This is a genomic window from Fundidesulfovibrio sp. YSD1, assembly GCF_055397115.1.
Window position 1 is genome coordinate 1,732,319 of sequence record NZ_AP043666.1, and the last position, 15,705, is coordinate 1,748,023.

Consider the following 15,705-nt stretch of genomic DNA (forward strand, 5'->3'; position numbering starts at 1 on the left):
CAAAACACAAGGACCGGCGGAATGTCGACGCTTCACCGCAGAAGCGCCGCAAACCCCGGCACAGCTCAGATGGACTTGCCGTAGCGGGTTTTGACCTTTTCGATGTAGCGCTTGGTCTCTTCGATGGGCGGCACCCCGCCGCTCCTGCTCACGGCCCCCGGGCCGGCGTTGTAGGCCGCCAGGGCCAGCTTCACGTCCCCGCCGAACCGGTCCAGCATCTGGCGCAGGTAGCGCGTCCCGGCCTCGATGTTCTTGGCGGCGTCGAAGCTGTCGGTAAGCTTCAGGTCCTTGGCCGTGCCGGGCATGATCTGCATGAGCCCCTGCGCGCCTTTGGGCGAAACCGCGTTCACCCGGAAACCGGACTCCACCTCCACCATGGCCGTCACCAGCCCCGGGTCCACGCCGTGGCGCCTGGCCTCGCGGGCGATGACCGCCGCGAGCTGGACCCTGTCTGTGCCGGCCGGGATGCGGAAGTAGAAGAACGGGCGGAAGTCGTCGCGGGTCTTGATGTCGGAAAGATGCACCGTGCCCGCCTGATCCTTGTAGTGATAGATGGTCTGGGCCGCCGCGCCCGATGCGGCGCAGAGGGCGAGAAAGGAGTACAGGGCGAGTGCGGCGGGCAGTTGCATGGCGTTTCCCTCCGCCATGTCTGTTGCAATATCCCCGCCAAGTCAACCGGGATGTTGCCCGGGCCCGCATGGTTCACCGCATGCCGATCTTGGGCATGGAGAAGGTGTATGTTCCCGTGGCCGCGCCCGTGGACACCTGGTAGCCGAAGACGAAGTAGTCGAAGGCCTGATGCAGCGCGCTGGTCAGGTAGACAGTGTACTGGAGCGTGGGGGCTGTCCCGGTGTAGTCCGCCGTGATGTCGTCGCAGCCCGTTCCCGTGCATCCGTGCCAGGTTTTCACCACGTAGGCGTACATGTTGTAGCGCGCGTTGGTGCTGTTGGTGGAGACCACCGTGGTGGGCCTTATTATCTCGATGCGCACCGGCACGGGGGCGGCCGTGCCCACCATGTTGTTCCGGTTGATGGTCAGGAAGCCCGGCCTGCCCGACCCGCCCGGGTCGCTTGAGCTGGAGGACGGGTTGAAGGGCCTGGGGTCGGTCTTGTCGTTGGCGTAGCCGAAGTTGTGCACGTTGTCGTCCCAGGCGTAGTAGGACGTGGTGGAGTAGGTGTTGGTGGGCGGAACGGTGCCGATGTTCCAGGTGGAGCCCCAGAACACGTTGGCGATGTGGTGGTTGTCCGGGTCGTTGCGGCCGTCGCTGCTCACGGCCGGGGAGCCGGAGTGGCCGCTGTTGGTGTAGATGTCGAACTCCACGCCGATCTTGGGCGGGCGTATGCCCAGGCCGTTACCCCAGTAGGGGTAGCCCTGGCCCGCGTAGCCCAGGAACGATCCGTGGGAGGACCCTGCCGGGGGGCCGCCCGCGTTGCGCGGGGTGTTCCAGGTGCCGTTCTTTATGGCGAAGACGAAGCCGTCCGCGTTGGACCCGGCGGAGATGGCGTAGGTGAAATAGACCCGGAAGCCCGTGAGCAGGCTGCCGATTCCGTTGTTGAAGTTGGCGCTGGCCACCTGGTTGCCGGAGCCCGCGAAGCGCGGGTCGAAGCTCACGCCCGCCGTGTAGTCGTTCAAGGAGCTGGCGTTGACGGCCACGCCCGTGGGCGAGGCCACGGCCGTGCCCGGCTTGGACTGCACGATGTACACGCCCGTGCCCGACGTGGGGGCGTTGATCACGTTGGTCACGGAGTAGTTGGCTTCCTCCAGCCTGCCCGAGTTCACGGTGCCCACGGAGGTGACCACGTAGTCGTAGGGGTTTGTGGCGCTGGTCGTGACGCTCAAGGTGATCTTCTGGCCGGCGGGCAGGCCCGTGGTGATGACCTCGCCGTCCAGCACCGTGAGCGGGTCGAAGCTCGCGCCGCTCAGGATCTCGGCGGCGCGCGCGCCCGCGTAGTTCATGCCCGACTCCGCCAGGAGCCTGGCCTGGACGTCGAAGGTGAGCATCATCTCGTTCTTCGTGGCCGTGGTGGTGATGGAGAGCACCCCGGCCGTCAGCGACGCGATCAGCGTGATGGCCGCGATCACCCACACCAGCGCGTATCCGGCGCGCCCGTTGTCAGCAGTCCTGTCGCCGTCCATGTCGCGCCTCACTGGAAGCGTTGCGTGTTGAGCTCGATCTTGGTCGAGTAGGTTTTCGTCACGGTTCCGGTCACGGCCGGCACGTTGACCTGGATCCTGATCCCCACTGGCACGGCCGGGGAGGCGATGTAGTTGGGGGCCGTGACCTGGAAGCCCGAGCCGCTGACCACGTTCCCCAGGAGCACGTTGCCGTTCAGCGTGAGGTTGGTGCCCGAGAGCGTGAGCGTGGAGGCGGAGGCCTCGTTGCGGTAATAGTAGGTGATGCTCGTGCTGGTGAACGTGTAGGCGCGCTTGGTGTCCATGTTGGCGAGCTCGTGGGTGATGCGCGTGAGCGCGGCCTGGACGTTCTCGGCCGCGGCCGCCTCGTTGCGGGCCAGGAGCATGCCCTGGGTGGCGCGGTGCAGGAAGGTCAGCGAGCCCACGGCCACGGCCCCGAGGATGGTCACCACCACGATGGTCTCGATGAGGCTCACCCCCCTGTCGTTTCGGGCCGGGGCGTTCATAGCTGCTTCGTGAACACGTAGGTCACGGTCTGGTTGGTGGCGTTGTCGCGGATGGTCACCTTGAGCGCGTTGTTCGTGTCGGCGGGATCGAACTTGTAGTTGGGGTCCTTGGTCACGGTGTGGCCGGCGGTGATGCCGTACTTGCCGGTGACGATGCTGGCGTTCAGCTGCGCCAGGTCGTTCATGTAGGTGCCGCTGCTGTAGTAGTCGGCGACGATGGCGGCCATGACTGACTGCAGGCCCAGGGGAGTGGGCATCTCGTTCAAGGGGTCCGCCCCCCTGGTCACGCCGGAGAGGAAATAGGGCACCACCATGCTGGACAGCACGCCGACCACCATGATGGTCACGATCAGTTCGATCAGGGTGAAGCCCTTCTGGGCGCTGCGGCTTCTCATGGCACGTACCCCGTTCCGGCCGTGACCGTGACCGGGCTGCGCGAATAACCCGCCACCGCGAAGGACAACGTCCCCGAGGGCTCGCCGCGCGTGTCGAAGGTGACGGTTCCGGGGGCCACGCCCGGGGTGGCGAACTGCACGGTGGCCTTGGCCACGCCGTTTCGCTGGTAGGTGCCGGTCTGGCCCGCCACCACGAAGGACCAGGAGACCACGTCGGCCATGGCCCGGGTGCGCGTGGCGCGGATGGCCCCGCGCAGGGTCTCGCCGTCGGCGAAGGCGTCGGCCTCCAGCCCGGGCCGGTTGGCCACGGCCACCACGCCCACGGCGGCCACCACGGCGAGCACGGCGGTGAGCTCGAAGAGGCTTATCCCGGCCTGGGTTCCAGTGCCGCGGTCAATGCGGAAGATTCCGGCGAGGCGGCTGAAGGCCATGAGCATGAACGGCAGGAAACGCCACTGCCCGCGCGGGTTCTCTCCCCGCGGGGCTGTCATGCCGCCCTGCTGGCTGTCCTGGCGGCGGGCTTGCTTCCTGTCTGGTTTCATGGTCCTGGCCTTCGGGCGGGTCATCCCCGCGCTTATTTCGCTCGCTTATGTTTCCAAGATACTCATCCTTGTGTTTTTCGCCAAGGTCCGGGACGGTTCCAGGCCGGACGGTACCCCCCTGGTCCCGTCCGGCCTGGCGCGGCCGTTTTTCGGCAGCTTGATTTACTGGAGCGTGACGGACTTCTTCTTCTCGGCTGCGGTCAGGTTGCCGAGCTGGCCGGAGATGGGCGAGGGGGCGGTGGCCAGGTCCACGTCGATGCCGGAGGCGGTGGCGGTGTAGCTGACGGTGAAGTCGCCGACGGTGGTGTAGGCGGCAACGCCCAGGTTGGTGGCCAGTGCGCCCAGGTTGGTGAAGGTGCCGGAGAGAAGCTCCTGCGAATACTCCATGGTCACGTTGGAGGCGCCGGCGGCGAGCGCGCCCTGCACGGCGTTGCGGGCGGCGGCGGTCTGCATGTCGAGGTAGCGGGGAATGGCCACGGCGGCCAGCATGCCCACGATAACCAGCACGGCGATGACTTCGATCAGGGTGAAACCGCTCTGTCCGTTGGCGTTGATCTTCGAGGTCTTCATGATGGGCTCCTTTCGTCCTTGGGTGGTTGTTTTTTTGTCCGCCTCCCCCGAGGCGTCCCTTTCCTTGCGTGCCCCTCTCGGGGCGTGATTCTTTCTGTCCGCGTACCGGTGCGGGCTTGGCCGCGCCGATGCCAGCCATAAAGCACGCCCCGTGCCAACCCGCGCCATCACACAATAACATACTGGAATAAAATGACTTGATGCTCGTTCGCGCAAGGAGTTGCGCGATCCAAAGGCCCCTGTTCCTCCATGGATTGGAGGCCTTTCCGCACGCCCTGGAGGGCGCGCCGGGCAGGCCTTCCCGGCCAGCACCCAGGATAATCCCGCTATCTCAACGCCTTGCCAGCCGGATTGCGGGCAGTGCCGGGCTCGCCCATGCGGAGGATTTTCTTCGGCTTCCTACGCGACTTGATGCCCCGCTGCGTGGAGGGGGAGGGGCCGCGCAGGGGCCTTCGGGAGGCGCGGAAGGCCGCTAGAGCATGAAAAATACACCATTTCGGCAGGTTGCCCTCGAAAGGCAAAAAAATGGGAATTTCAAATAAGCTGGCCGGAGCGCATCGTCCGGGCGCTCCGACCTGAAATGAGGGGGGCACATCTTCGGAAAGCGCCTTGGCCCGCGGCGCGCCTTTGCGGGCCTGGCCGCCCAAAAATGGCGCGGCGAACCCTGGCCCGCCGCGCCGGACGCGTGTGCGGTGAGGCCCGCGAAGCAAAACGCCGGGTCCAGGGGCAGGCGCTGCCTCTGGCCGCCGGAGGCATCCGGCTCCCCTCAAGGAGTTCCTTTCGATCGGGCTTGTACGATTCCGGGGCCAGGGCAGCGCCCCACCGGCCGCCCCGCTAATTGGGCTTGTACGATCCCGGGTCCAGGCCGAACTTCTTCACCCGGTGCCAGAGGCTTCTTTCCTTGATGCCCAGGATGTCGGCGGCGCGCACCTGCACGCCGTGGGTCTTGATGAGTGCGGCTATTATCAGGCTCTTCTCGATCTCCTCCAGGCGCTCGTCCAGGCTCTTGGCCCTGGTCTCGGGCAAGGAAGGCAGCTGCGGCTCCGAGGCCGTGACCAGCCTGACCTGGGCGGGCAGGTGCTCGCCCAGCACCACCCCGTGCTCGCCCGCCAGCACGGCCGCGCGCTCCAGGGTGTTTCGCAGCTCGCGCACGTTGCCGGGCCAGGAGTAGGCCATGAGCAGTTGCAGGGCCTCGGTGGAGATGGTCATGCCCGGGCCGAAGCGCTCCAGGAAGTGCGTGGCCAGGAGCGGGATGTCCTCTGGGCGCACGCGCAGCGGCGGCAGGAGGATGGGGAAGACGTTCAGGCGGTGGTAGAGGTCCTCGCGGAACTCGTTTCTGGTGATCATCTCCTGGAGGTTCTTGTTGGTGGCGGCCACCAGCCGCACGCTGAAGCGCACGGCCTTGTCGCCGCCCACGCGCTCGGCCTCGCCGTTCTCCAGGGCGCGCAGGATCTTGGCCTGGGTCTCTATGGGCATGTCGCCTATCTCGTCCAGGAAGAGCGTGCCGCCCGAGGCCTGCTCGAACTTGCCCTTCTTGGCCGCGATGGCCCCGGTGAACGCGCCCTTTTCGTGGCCGAAGAGCTCGCTCTCCATGAGCCCGGGGGGGATGGCCGCGCAGTTCACGGCCACGAAGGGCTTGTCCTTGCGCTTGGAGTGGCCGTGGACCACGTTGGCGAAGAGGTCCTTGCCGGTGCCGGACTCGCCCGTGAGCAGCACGGTGGCGTCGGACGGGGCGACCTTGCTCACCTGGGCCAGCACGCCCCGGATGGTCCGGCTCTCGCCGATGACTCCCGGGAACATGGCCTTGGCGTCCAGGCTGCCGAGCACCTGGGCCACGTGCTCGAACATCATGTCCAGGGCTTCGATCTCGGCTCCCCGGGCCTTCTCCATCTTCTCGGCGGGCTCCTTGAGCATGGGTAGGCTCTTGGCCTTGTCGAGAAACTGCTTCACGGGCTTGAGCACGAGGCGCCCCAGCAGCATGGCCAGGCAGAAGACGCTCAAACCGGTGACGGCGGCGGTCAGGTAGCCCAGGCGCAGCGGTTGCATCTCGCCCAGCAGGCCGAGCTCCGAGGCGGAGGAGAACCCCAGCACGCAAAGCGCGGCGAGGCCCCCCAGGATGAAGGGGATGAGCACCCCCAGGGATATGTCCACGCGCAGGCGTTGCAGCATCATTTCACCATCTTGGTCAGGTCCCACATGGGCAGGAAGATGGCCAGGGCGAAGAAGCCGACCACGGCGGCCAAGCCCACCACCAGGATGGGGTTGATGGCCTCGGAGAGCGTGCTGACCGAGTACTCCACCTCCACGTCGTAGTGGTTGGCCACGGCCATGAGCATCTCCTCCAGGTTGCCGGTCTCCTCGCCCACGGCCACCATGTTGATGACCATGGGCGTGAAGTGCTTGGCCTGCCGAAGCGGCGAGGAGAGGCCCCGGCCCTCCTTGAGCAGCTCCTTGATGCGGGCGAACTCCAGGGCGATGGCCGAGTTGCCGATGGTGCCCTGGAGGATGTCCAGGGTGGCCAGCACGCTTATGCCGCTGGACTGGAGGATGGCGAAGATGGCCGCGAAGCGGGCCATGGCCGCCTTGGTGAAGAGCGGGCCGAAGATGGGGATGCGCAGCCAGAGGCGGTCCCACCAGAGGCGGCCCCCGGTGGTCTTGAGGAAGCGGTTGAAGAGAAAGACCCCCACGACAAGGCCGCCCAGCACGAAGTAGCCGTACTGGTCGAAGAACTCGTAGAGGTTGATGGCGATCACCGTGGGCATGGGCAGATCGATGTTGACCTTCTTGAAGGTGACAACGAACTTGGGGATGACGAAGTTGAGCAGAACGTAGAAGGCGGCCACCAGGGCGATGATCACGATGATCGGGTATTGCAGGGCCGAGCGGATGTCGGACTTGACCTTGTGCTCGTGCTCGACGAGGTAGATGAGCCGGTCGAGCACCTCGGGCAGGGAGCCGGTCTGCTCGCCCGCGAGGATCATGTTCCTGTAGAGGTTGGAGAAGACCTTGGGGTGCAGGGAGAAGGCCTCGTTCAAGGTCCGGCCCTGCTTGATGGCCGCGCCCATCTCCGTGCAGATGAGCTTGAGCTTCTTGTTCTCGGACTGTTCCTCCAGGATGCGCATGATCTCGAGGATGGAGAGGCCCGCCTTGACCATGGTCCGAAACTGCTTGGTGAAGAGGATCAGGTCCTTGAGGGAGACCTTGGTCATCTTCACGGAGAGGTCCTCGAGCCAGCCCGAGAGCCCTTCCTTTTCCCGGCCCCTGGTCACGGAGACGGGAATGTAGCCAAGGGCCAGGAGCTTCTGCCGGGCCTGCTCGGCGCTGTCGGCCTCGAGGCTCCCGGTGATGGTCCTGCCGGACTCGTTGAGCACCTGATAGGAGAATGAAGGCATCGGATTACTTGAGGATGACCTTCAGGCCCTGGGGAATCTTTTCCACCACCGGACGGACAGGCCCGGCCGGGGCGTCCTTGAGATAGAGCGCCACCCTCAGTTTATCGGGATGAACGGCGTTGCGCACTTTGTCAATACGCGCAGACCCCACGGCCAACTCGCGGTCGGCGGCCCGGGCCCACTGCCCGGGCAGGTCCACGATCACCCGGGGCGGCCCGGCCTTGTAGGAGGCCTCGAAGCGCTCCACGGGGGCGTCGGTCAGTATCTCCAGGCATTCACCCTCCGGGCAGGGCACGGAGCGCACGCCGGTGAAGCGCGGCGGCCCGGTCCTTGCGGCCGGGGGTTCGGGCGCGGGGGGCTCGGCCTGGGCGGGCTCGCCCGGGACGGGGAGGAGGGCCTGCGCGGAAGGCTCGCCGGGCTGGGCCTGGGAGGAGTCGCCCTGGACGGGTGCGGGAGCCTGCGCGGGGGGGGCTTCCAGCGCATGGACGGCGGCCCCGGGCTGGGCCTGCGCCGCGTCCGGGCGCACCACTTCGCTCACCACGGCCGGGGTGGCCTGCTGGCCGCCCTGGCGGTCCGGCCTCCAGGAAGCCGAGACCTTCCCTGCCCAGGCCCCGGCGGCGTCCGCGGCCTCGCGCGCCAGCCGCGCCGGGGCCTCCAACGCCACTTGGCCGGAGGGGCCGAGCATCAGGTACGCCCCGGCCCCGCCAACGACGGCCAGGGCCAGAAGCGCCCCGGCCAGGGCGCGCGGCCAACGCCTGCGCCTGGGCAGACCCAGGGTGCGCCAGCGCATGCAGCTGCGCACAACGCCCCAGGTGACGCGGGGCTTCTCCTTGATGATCACGGCCAGAAGCGCCTGGTGGCAGAGCTGCACGATCTGGCGCGGGAAGCCGTCGGTCGCCAGGTAGACCGCCAGGAGCGCCCAGAAGCTGAAGAGCCCCTCGGGGGAGATGTCCTTGGCGCACATGGCCAGGCGGGCCTGGATGAGCTCGCGCGTGTCCTGGAAGTCCAGCGGCCCCAGGCGGAAACGCAGGTTCACCCGGTCGGCCAGGTTGGCCTTGGCCTCCAGGATGGGTTCGAACTCCAGCTGGCCGAAGATGACGATCTGCAGAAGCTTGTGTTCGTTGGTCTCGAAGTTGAGGAGTTCCCGTAAAATCTCAAGGCATTCCAGGGACATCTTCTGTCCCTCGTCCACGATGAGGACCACCAGGCGGTCCTCCTCCACGGCGAGGCGGAAGAGCGCGGCCTTGATGTTTTCGCGCAGCTCCCAGTCGCTCAGGCGCTGCGTCTGTTCCGGATCCACGCCGAAGAGCACGTTCAGGTGGATGAGGAACTCCCTGGCGTCGGTGAAGAACGGGTCCAGGATCAGGTGGGTCTGGACGCCCTGGCGCTCGGCGAGCACGCGGATGAGCTGCCTGCACAGCGTGGTCTTGCCCGTGCCCACGTGGCCGGTGACCACGGAGAGCCCGCGCTTGAGCCGGATGGCGATCTCCAGGGCCTGGAGGCACTCCCGGTGCTGCTTGGTGCGGTGGAACAGGTCCGGGTCGGGCGAGTTGGAAAAGGGCTCGCGCCGCAGGTTCAAAAGCTCGAAATAGCGCATGTCAGCCGCCGGCCCTCCCGGGGTTGACCGGGACAGGCGCTGGCCCCAGGGGCATGGGCTGGCGGTCCTGGGAGGCGGGCTTGCCCGGCTGGGGCGCGGCCGGGGACGAAATCGGGGGCTGACCGGGGACGCCCGTTCCCGCCATCTTGTTCTTGAGCACCGTGGGGGTGATGAACACCAGGATGTCCTGCTTGGCGCTCTGCTTGCTGGTGTTCTTGGCCAGGTACCCGGCCACGGGGATGTCCTTCAAGCCCGGCAGGCCCTGCTCGGAGTCGGTCTTGGAGTGCTTGGCCAGGCCCGAGATGACGATGGTGGAGCCGTCCTCCACGATGAGCGTGGTGTCGGTCTGCTTCTTGCGGATGGGCGGGTTGCCCTGCACCCAGCGGGTCTGGTCCGTGACCACCTCGTCGTTTTTTATCGTGATCTTCATGCGCAGGTTGCGGTCGTCGATGACGTGGGGGGTCATCTCCAGGCGCAGGACCGCGTCGATGAACTGCACGTTGGTGCCGTTCTGGGACACGGTGACGAAAGGCACGCGCTCGCCGTTCTCGGTGAAGGCGGTCATGTTGTCCAGGGTGGTCAGGGAGGGCTCGGACACGATGTTGATCTTGCCCTCGCGCGCCAGGGCGGAAATCTGCATCTGGAGCAGGTTTCCGTCCAGGATGCCCCACATGAAGTTGAGGGCCGCGCCCTGCGCGCCGAGCCCGTTCACGGACGAGGAGATGGCCGCCGGGTAGTTCAGGCCGTAACCCGTGCCCGCCGGGCCGTAGCCGTAAAGCGGGAACTGCGTGCCCAGCTGCGGGTTGAGCGGGGAGGCCACGTTCTGGCCGTTGTCGGTGACGGGCAGGCTGTTGCCGCCGGGCATGACCCAGAGGCGGTTGCCGTTGACGTCCTTGCCCGTGGCCACGGCCCCGCCCCACTGGATGCCCAGGTCGAAGAGCGAGTCCTTGGTGGCCTCCACGATGAAGGCCTTGAGGTGCACCTGCAGGCGCGGCTCGTCGAGCTTCTCCACCAGCTTCACCAGGAGCTCCGCGTGCTCGCGCGTGGCCTGGATGACGATGGAGTTGGAGTGCTTGTCCGCCACCACGAAGCCCTTGACCCGCCCGGCCAGGTCGATGGCCTGGTCCGCGCTGCCGCCCCCGGAGGCGCCGCCCCCGGCCGCCCCGCCGCCCGCTCCCGTGCCGCCGCCGCCGTCCTGGCCCAGGTTGGCCTTCTTGGGGTAGAGGTAGCCCTGGATGGTGCGCTCCAGCTCGGCCACGTCGGCGTAGTTCACCTGCACCTTCACCGTGACCACGGGCTCCACGGTCTTGATGCGCTCGGCCTGGGCCAGCTTCTCGGCCACGGCCTTCTTCATGTCGTTCTGGTTCTTGAGGTCGTCGAGCGTCATCACGCGGATGATCTCGCCGTCCCAGTCGTGGGAGAGCCCGTTGGCGTTCAGGATGGACTCGAAGGCCTGGTTCCAGGGGGTCTCGCTCACGTTGATGTTGACCTTGTACTTGCCCTGGTTCTCCGGGGCCTGGAGCGCGGCCGAGAGGATGATGTTCTGGTTGGCGATGCGCGCGAGCGACCGGAGCACGGCCTGGAGGTCGGTGTTGTAGAAGTTGAGCGAGACGCGCATGGTGGGCAGCTCGCGCTTGGGCTTCACGTCCGCGGGCTTGATCTCGGGGGTCACCTGGGCCTCGGAGAAGTCCACCTTGCGGGGCCTGGGGGTGTAGGTGTTGTCCTTCACCTCCTCGGCCTTCTTCTGCCACTTCTGCATGAAGGGGTCCTGCTCGGGCTTCTTCGCGCACGCGGCCATCACGAGCGCGAGCCCAACCGCCAGGGCCAGCGCCGCCAAGCCCTTCATCGTTTCTTTCCTGATGGCCATCTCTTGCTCCTTGGCGCGGCAGGGCGCGCCCAAGCTATCGCCCCGTGAAGAAGCTCGGGTCCTGATAGGGTATGCGCACGCTGTTCTTGCGCACGAGGCCCTGAAGCACCACGGCCTCGGGCGTTATTTCCGCCACCTCGAACCCGCCGGTCTCCAGCTGCTCGCCCACCTGGTACTCCCGGCCGTTGATCACGGCGAGCCGGCGCTCGCCTATCCGGATGAAGCCCGTGTAGTGGAACTTCTCGCGGTCCACGGGGGCGTCGGGCTCGGCGGGCTTGGGGGCCAGCGGGTCGCGGGGCCAGGGCTGCTGCGAACCCAGCACCGCGTGTGTCTCGCGCGTGGTGAGCTTGACGCGCTCCAGGGCCTGGAGCTGGGTCTCGGCCGCCTTCTTGGAGTCCGCCAGCTTCTGCGGGGTCATCTCGGGCGAGGGCGGGGCCTGGGAGGGCCACAGCAGATAGGCCGCCGAGGCCAGGATGGCCGCGCCCATGAAGCCCAGAAGTATTTTTTCGCGCTTGGAGACGTCCATGCCCTACTCCGCGGCCAGCCAGACCTTGAGGGTGTAGTTCCTGGGGCCGCCGCCCGGCTCCACCTTGATGGACTCCACGTTCTCGAAGCTCGGCAGCATGGCGAGTTCGCCGAGGAGCGCCCGGAACTTCTCCATGGGCCCGCGCACGTGGATGTTCACGGCCAGGGACTTGGAGCCCTTGCCCAGCGACCCCGGGTCCGGAACCACGCTCTGGGCCTCGAGCCCGGCCTTCACGATGAGCTGGGCCATGAAGTCGGTCAGCTCGGACACGGCCTTCTGGCCCAGGCCCTCGCGGTCCGGCAGCTTGGGCGCGGTGGCCCCGCCCGCCTTGGCCACTTCGAGCATCTTCATGTAGATCGGGTGCAGGGCGGACTGCTCCTCGATGCGGAACTTGGCCTGCTCGATGCGCCTGTCCAACTGGTGCAGCTTGCGCTGCATGGGGATCAGCCCGAGCAGCACGAACAGCACCAGCACGCCCAGCCCCACGAGCAGGTAGAGCATGGTCTTGGGCGGCAGCTTGATCTGGTTCGGGCGCGCGGCCATCTATCGCCTCACCTGGCAGGAAAGGGTGAAACGCAGGACGTCCTCGCCGGCGGCCGTCACTTCCTGGGAGCGCTTGCTCACGGAAGGCTCACCCAGGAGCGGCGACGTGCGCAGGCGCACCACGTAGGCCGAAAGCAGCGACTCGAGTATCTGCGCGTCCCCGGTGACGTAGCCCTCGAGCACCAGGGTGTTCACGCCCTCGCGCTCCTTCTTCTGCGCGGGCCGCGCCCCGGGCTTGGGCTGCTCCTCGGGGATGGCCACGGGCTGCTCCTCGGGGGTGCCCAGGTCCATGGAGATGTCGTAGAGCCGGACGTTCTCGGGGGTCAGTTCGGTGACGTCGCGCAGGACAGCCGAGGGCAGGTTGCGCGCGCCGAAGCGGCGCAGGTTCTCGAGCGTGGAGCGCACCTTGGACCCCGTGCCCAGAAGAAGCGGCATGTTCACCTGCGGCTGGTACTCGGCCAGGCGGTTCTCCAGGGCCATGAGCTCCTGGTCCTTCAGGTAGGCCTGGGTCTGCTGCCAGGCGAAGAACCCGGCCACCACCCCGGCCACGCCCAGCCAGCACAGGGCCACCAGCTTGTTCAGGCTCTCGACCCGGTCCTCCTCCTCCTTCTGCTTGTAGGTGTAGAGGAGGTTGCAGGCCGCGCGGTCGGAATCGGTGAGGCCAAGCACCAGGCCGTATTCCTGGCGCCGGGCGAAATCCATCTCGGGCGCGGCCACGGCCAGCCTGCCCAGGTTGCCGGGCGAGAGCGGGTCCAGGAGCGCGCAGGGCAGGCCGAGCTTTTCCCCCAGGTATCCGAGGACGGCCTGGTCCGCGCCCAGGGGGCCGCCGAGGTTCAAAAGCCCCACCTGCTCGTTGCCGAGCGTCACGGCGTGGTGGGAGAAGGTCATCTGCACCTGGCGCAGCAGCCGCTCCCACGCGGGCTTGAGCATCTCCAGCACGTCCGCCGGGGAGTAGGCCCTCCCGGGGTGCCCTTCGCCGAGCGCCGCGGGGCCTCCGGAGAGGTTCTCGAGCACCTCGCGGGCCTGGGCCGGGGTGAGGCCAGCCGGTTTTGCCGGCTGCGGGACCGCGCCCGCGTCCATGGACTCGATCTCCACGGTGATCGGCCCGGAAAAGAGCGGCGCCTCGGGCATCTCCACCACGGCCTCGCCCGGCTTCTCCTCGGGGGAGGGAGGGGGCGGCGGGGCCTTGGGCGTGTACTCCTTGGAAACCTCGGCCAGGCTCTGGGCCATGGCCGAGAGCCCGCCCTTGAGCACGCGCACGAACTGGAGCTGGCCCTCGGCGAAAATTTCCAGGCGGGAGAACTCCTCGCCCAGGTGCAGGCAGGCCTGGGTGCGCACCCCGCCCTCCACCCAGCCGTGGCGCAAGAGGTTGCGCATGGCCACGGAAGGCACGGTGATGCCCGTCAGCGGGTATCCGGCCTGCATGAACACGCCGCGCAGCTTCTCGAACTCCTCGCGTTTGACCGTGTAGGCCAGCACCGAGAGCCTGGGCGAGCCCTTCTCCATGACCTCGCCCTGGAGCTCGTAGTCGAACACCACCTCGTTCTCGTCGAAGGCGGCCTCTTTCTTGGCGGTCCAGAATACGGCGTTGGAGAGCTGCTTCTTGCCCGTCTTGGGCACCTGAAGGAAACGCAGGTCGGCGGATTCGGCCGGGACCATGGCCCAGATGTCGGCGTCGGCCTTTCCGAGGAAGTCGCGCAAGGCCAGGCGCAGCACGAGCGAGAGCTCCGGGGCGTCCGGACCCTGCTCCGGGATGGGGACGGTCCTTACCGAGAGCGTGCGCGCCTTGCCCGAGGACTTCTCCAGCCGGACCATGCGGATGGCCTTGGCCGTGAGCTCCACGCCAAGGCGCACGGCCCGCGCTCCGCCCGGACCGGCCGGCTTGAAAAGCCCGGACAGGTCCAGGTTCCACCGTTTCCGGAGCGGAAGGCTCCTGGGCGGAGGAGTCTCCCCCCCGCCTTTCTTCTTGTCCGAACTCCGGATCAACTCCAGGAGCTTCTCGGTGGATGATGCTTTCCGTGACGTATCCACTCGTTCAATGCTCCGCTTCCTCACTTGATGCTGAAGCACATGGATGGCAATTTGCATGGAAAAGTCAAGAGCATTCCCGGCGACGCAGTGCATTTTCAAATCACAGTGGCCGCGCTTGAGCGTCCCGAGGCAGCCCGCGAAGCATCCTTTCGCGCTCATGGCCGCACTGGGCAACCCTCCATTCAAGCGACTCTCGACAGGGCCGCATCGACGGTCATGCACCCGGCCCTTCTTTTCTTGATGCTTGTCCGGCGCCCGCCAGGCCTCGAAACAGCGTCGCCGTCTCCAAAATTTGGAGACGGCCGCCATGTCCCGCCATGTGCCGGAACAGAGCTCGCCCGCAAGATTGTTGAAGGCACGCCCGGGGCAAGAGTCGCGCGGGAGCGGGCGCAAGGCGCATTCCCGTCCGCGTGCGGCGTGAAACGGGCCTTGCGCGCAACTGCGCATTGGACTGCGCCGCCGGGTGGTGTATAGAAAGCAGGCCGGAAGAATCAACACGGGAGTCACCATGGCCCAGATAGACGCCTTCTTCTCCATGATGCACGAGCTCGGCGCGTCGGACCTGCACCTCTCCAGCGGCTCGCAGCCCATCATCCGCCTGCACGGCGTGCTCCAGCGGGTGAAGTTCAAGGTGCTCGAGCACGAGGAGTTGAAGAAGCTCCTCTACGAGATCACCCCCGAGCCCAAGATCAAGGAGTTCGAGGAGACCGGCGACGTGGACTTCGCCTACGCCGTGCCCGGCGTCTCGCGCTACCGCGTGAACTACTTCATGCAGAGCCGGGGCGTGGCCGCGGCCTTCCGCACCATCCCCGAGAAGGTCCTCACCCTGGACGACCTGGCCATGCCCCCGGTGCTCAAGGAGTTCTGCAAGCTGCCCAAGGGCCTCGTGCTGGTCACGGGCCCCACGGGCTCGGGCAAGTCCACCACCCTGGCGGCCATGATCGACTTCATCAACACCCAGCGCCAGGAGCACATCCTGACCATCGAGGACCCCATCGAGTTTTTGCACCAGCCCAAGAACTGCCTGATCAACCAGCGCGAGGTGGGGCGCGATACAAAAAGCTTCAACTCCGCCCTGCGCGGGGCCCTGCGCGAGGACCCGGACGTGATCCTGGTGGGCGAAATGCGCGACCTGGAGACCATCCGCCTGGCCCTGGAGGCCGCCGAGACCGGCCACCTGGTGTTCTCCACCCTGCACACCATAAGCGCGGCCAAGACCGTGGACCGCATCATCGAGGTCTTCCCCGGCGACCAGCAGGAGCAGATCCGCTCGGCGCTCTCGGAGTCGCTGCGCGGCATCGTAGCCCAGACGCTCTTCAAGCGTGCGGACAAGGCCGGGCGCTGCGCCGCGCTCGAGATCCTGGTGGCCGTGCCCGCCGTGCGCAACCTGATCCGCGAGCGGCGCACCTTCCAGATCAACTCCGTCATCGAGACCGGCAAGAACCAGGGCATGCAGACCCTGGACGACACCATCATGGAGCTCTACGAGGCCCGTAAGATCACGGCCGACGACGCCTACAACAAGGCCGTGCAGAAATCGCGCTTCAAGGACCTCCTGCCCCAGCCGCCGAGCGGCATGGAAGACTAGGCCCCAAGGGCCCGG

The 15,705-nt window shown here is 67.0% G+C and carries 14 protein-coding genes; 1 reads left to right on the forward strand and 13 read right to left on the reverse strand.

Going from position 1 to position 15,705, the window contains the following annotated elements:
* Positions 1–65: 65 nt before the first annotated feature.
* The 13 genes from ACZ5V4_RS08095 to ACZ5V4_RS08155 all read right to left on the reverse strand — a co-directional run bounded on the left by ACZ5V4_RS08095 (position 66) and on the right by ACZ5V4_RS08155 (position 13,925).
* Positions 66–629, reverse strand: coding sequence for a lytic transglycosylase domain-containing protein (locus tag ACZ5V4_RS08095; protein ID WP_464317672.1), 564 nt, complete (start codon positions 627–629; stop codon positions 66–68).
* A gap of 73 nt (positions 630–702) precedes the next feature.
* On the reverse strand, positions 703–2,136 hold the full coding sequence (locus ACZ5V4_RS08100; protein ID WP_464317673.1) for an L-type lectin family protein: 1,434 nt from the start codon (positions 2,134–2,136) through the stop codon (positions 703–705).
* 8 nt (positions 2,137–2,144) lie between these two features.
* A complete protein-coding gene (locus ACZ5V4_RS08105) occupies positions 2,145–2,639 on the reverse strand; it encodes a type II secretion system protein (protein WP_464317674.1) in 495 nt (164 codons plus the stop codon).
* On the reverse strand, positions 2,636–3,034 hold the full coding sequence (locus ACZ5V4_RS08110) for a type IV pilin protein (RefSeq protein WP_464317675.1): 399 nt from the start codon (positions 3,032–3,034) through the stop codon (positions 2,636–2,638). The genes ACZ5V4_RS08105 and ACZ5V4_RS08110 overlap by 4 nt, the downstream gene beginning before the upstream one ends.
* Complete coding sequence (locus ACZ5V4_RS08115; RefSeq protein WP_464317676.1) at positions 3,031–3,576, reverse strand: hypothetical protein; 546 nt, start codon at positions 3,574–3,576, stop codon at positions 3,031–3,033. The genes ACZ5V4_RS08110 and ACZ5V4_RS08115 overlap by 4 nt, the downstream gene beginning before the upstream one ends.
* A 162-nt stretch (positions 3,577–3,738) precedes the next feature.
* The gene (locus ACZ5V4_RS08120) at positions 3,739–4,146 is read right to left on the reverse strand and encodes a type IV pilin protein (protein ID WP_464317677.1); all 408 of its coding nucleotides are present in this window, start codon (positions 4,144–4,146) and stop codon (positions 3,739–3,741) included.
* A gap of 834 nt (positions 4,147–4,980) precedes the next feature.
* Complete coding sequence (locus ACZ5V4_RS08125) at positions 4,981–6,318, reverse strand: sigma-54 interaction domain-containing protein (RefSeq protein WP_464317678.1); 1,338 nt, start codon at positions 6,316–6,318, stop codon at positions 4,981–4,983.
* Positions 6,315–7,538: a type II secretion system F family protein gene (locus ACZ5V4_RS08130; protein ID WP_464317679.1), complete on the reverse strand. Its 1,224-nt coding sequence runs from the start codon at positions 7,536–7,538 to the stop codon at positions 6,315–6,317. The genes ACZ5V4_RS08125 and ACZ5V4_RS08130 overlap by 4 nt, the downstream gene beginning before the upstream one ends.
* A 4-nt stretch (positions 7,539–7,542) precedes the next feature.
* Positions 7,543–9,135: an AAA family ATPase gene (locus ACZ5V4_RS08135; RefSeq protein WP_464317680.1), complete on the reverse strand. Its 1,593-nt coding sequence runs from the start codon at positions 9,133–9,135 to the stop codon at positions 7,543–7,545.
* 1 nt (position 9,136) lies between these two features.
* Complete coding sequence (locus ACZ5V4_RS08140; protein WP_464317681.1) at positions 9,137–11,002, reverse strand: secretin N-terminal domain-containing protein; 1,866 nt, start codon at positions 11,000–11,002, stop codon at positions 9,137–9,139.
* 34 nt (positions 11,003–11,036) lie between these two features.
* On the reverse strand, positions 11,037–11,528 hold the full coding sequence (locus ACZ5V4_RS08145; RefSeq protein WP_464317682.1) for a hypothetical protein: 492 nt from the start codon (positions 11,526–11,528) through the stop codon (positions 11,037–11,039).
* Positions 11,529–11,531: 3 nt separating this feature from the next.
* Complete coding sequence (locus tag ACZ5V4_RS08150) at positions 11,532–12,071, reverse strand: hypothetical protein (protein ID WP_464317683.1); 540 nt, start codon at positions 12,069–12,071, stop codon at positions 11,532–11,534.
* Positions 12,072–13,925 carry a hypothetical protein gene (locus tag ACZ5V4_RS08155; protein ID WP_464317684.1) on the reverse strand — a complete coding sequence of 618 codons (1,854 nt, stop codon included), beginning with the start codon at positions 13,923–13,925 and terminating at the stop codon, positions 12,072–12,074. It abuts the gene before it with no gap.
* A gap of 685 nt (positions 13,926–14,610) precedes the next feature.
* Between ACZ5V4_RS08155 and ACZ5V4_RS08160 the strand changes: the two genes are divergently transcribed.
* The gene (locus tag ACZ5V4_RS08160) at positions 14,611–15,690 is read left to right on the forward strand and encodes a type IV pilus twitching motility protein PilT (RefSeq protein ID WP_464317685.1); all 1,080 of its coding nucleotides are present in this window, start codon (positions 14,611–14,613) and stop codon (positions 15,688–15,690) included.
* Positions 15,691–15,705 lie beyond the last annotated feature (15 nt).

What these genes read in the sequence shown, in the direction of transcription:
- ACZ5V4_RS08095 (WP_464317672.1), bottom strand. Translation starts at nt 629, where the DNA reads ATGCAACTGCCCGCCGCACTCGCCCTGTACTCCTTTCTCGCCCTCTGC.
- ACZ5V4_RS08100 (WP_464317673.1), bottom strand. Translation starts at nt 2,136, where the DNA reads ATGGACGGCGACAGGACTGCTGACAACGGGCGCGCCGGATACGCGCTG.
- ACZ5V4_RS08105 (WP_464317674.1), bottom strand. Translation starts at nt 2,639, where the DNA reads ATGAACGCCCCGGCCCGAAACGACAGGGGGGTGAGCCTCATCGAGACC.
- ACZ5V4_RS08110 (WP_464317675.1), bottom strand. Translation starts at nt 3,034, where the DNA reads ATGAGAAGCCGCAGCGCCCAGAAGGGCTTCACCCTGATCGAACTGATC.
- ACZ5V4_RS08115 (WP_464317676.1), bottom strand. Translation starts at nt 3,576, where the DNA reads ATGAAACCAGACAGGAAGCAAGCCCGCCGCCAGGACAGCCAGCAGGGC.
- ACZ5V4_RS08120 (WP_464317677.1), bottom strand. Translation starts at nt 4,146, where the DNA reads ATGAAGACCTCGAAGATCAACGCCAACGGACAGAGCGGTTTCACCCTG.
- ACZ5V4_RS08125 (WP_464317678.1), bottom strand. Translation starts at nt 6,318, where the DNA reads ATGATGCTGCAACGCCTGCGCGTGGACATATCCCTGGGGGTGCTCATC.
- ACZ5V4_RS08130 (WP_464317679.1), bottom strand. Translation starts at nt 7,538, where the DNA reads ATGCCTTCATTCTCCTATCAGGTGCTCAACGAGTCCGGCAGGACCATC.
- ACZ5V4_RS08135 (WP_464317680.1), bottom strand. Translation starts at nt 9,135, where the DNA reads ATGCGCTATTTCGAGCTTTTGAACCTGCGGCGCGAGCCCTTTTCCAAC.
- ACZ5V4_RS08140 (WP_464317681.1), bottom strand. Translation starts at nt 11,002, where the DNA reads ATGGCCATCAGGAAAGAAACGATGAAGGGCTTGGCGGCGCTGGCCCTG.
- ACZ5V4_RS08145 (WP_464317682.1), bottom strand. Translation starts at nt 11,528, where the DNA reads ATGGACGTCTCCAAGCGCGAAAAAATACTTCTGGGCTTCATGGGCGCG.
- ACZ5V4_RS08150 (WP_464317683.1), bottom strand. Translation starts at nt 12,071, where the DNA reads ATGGCCGCGCGCCCGAACCAGATCAAGCTGCCGCCCAAGACCATGCTC.
- ACZ5V4_RS08160 (WP_464317685.1), top strand. Translation starts at nt 14,611, where the DNA reads ATGGCCCAGATAGACGCCTTCTTCTCCATGATGCACGAGCTCGGCGCG.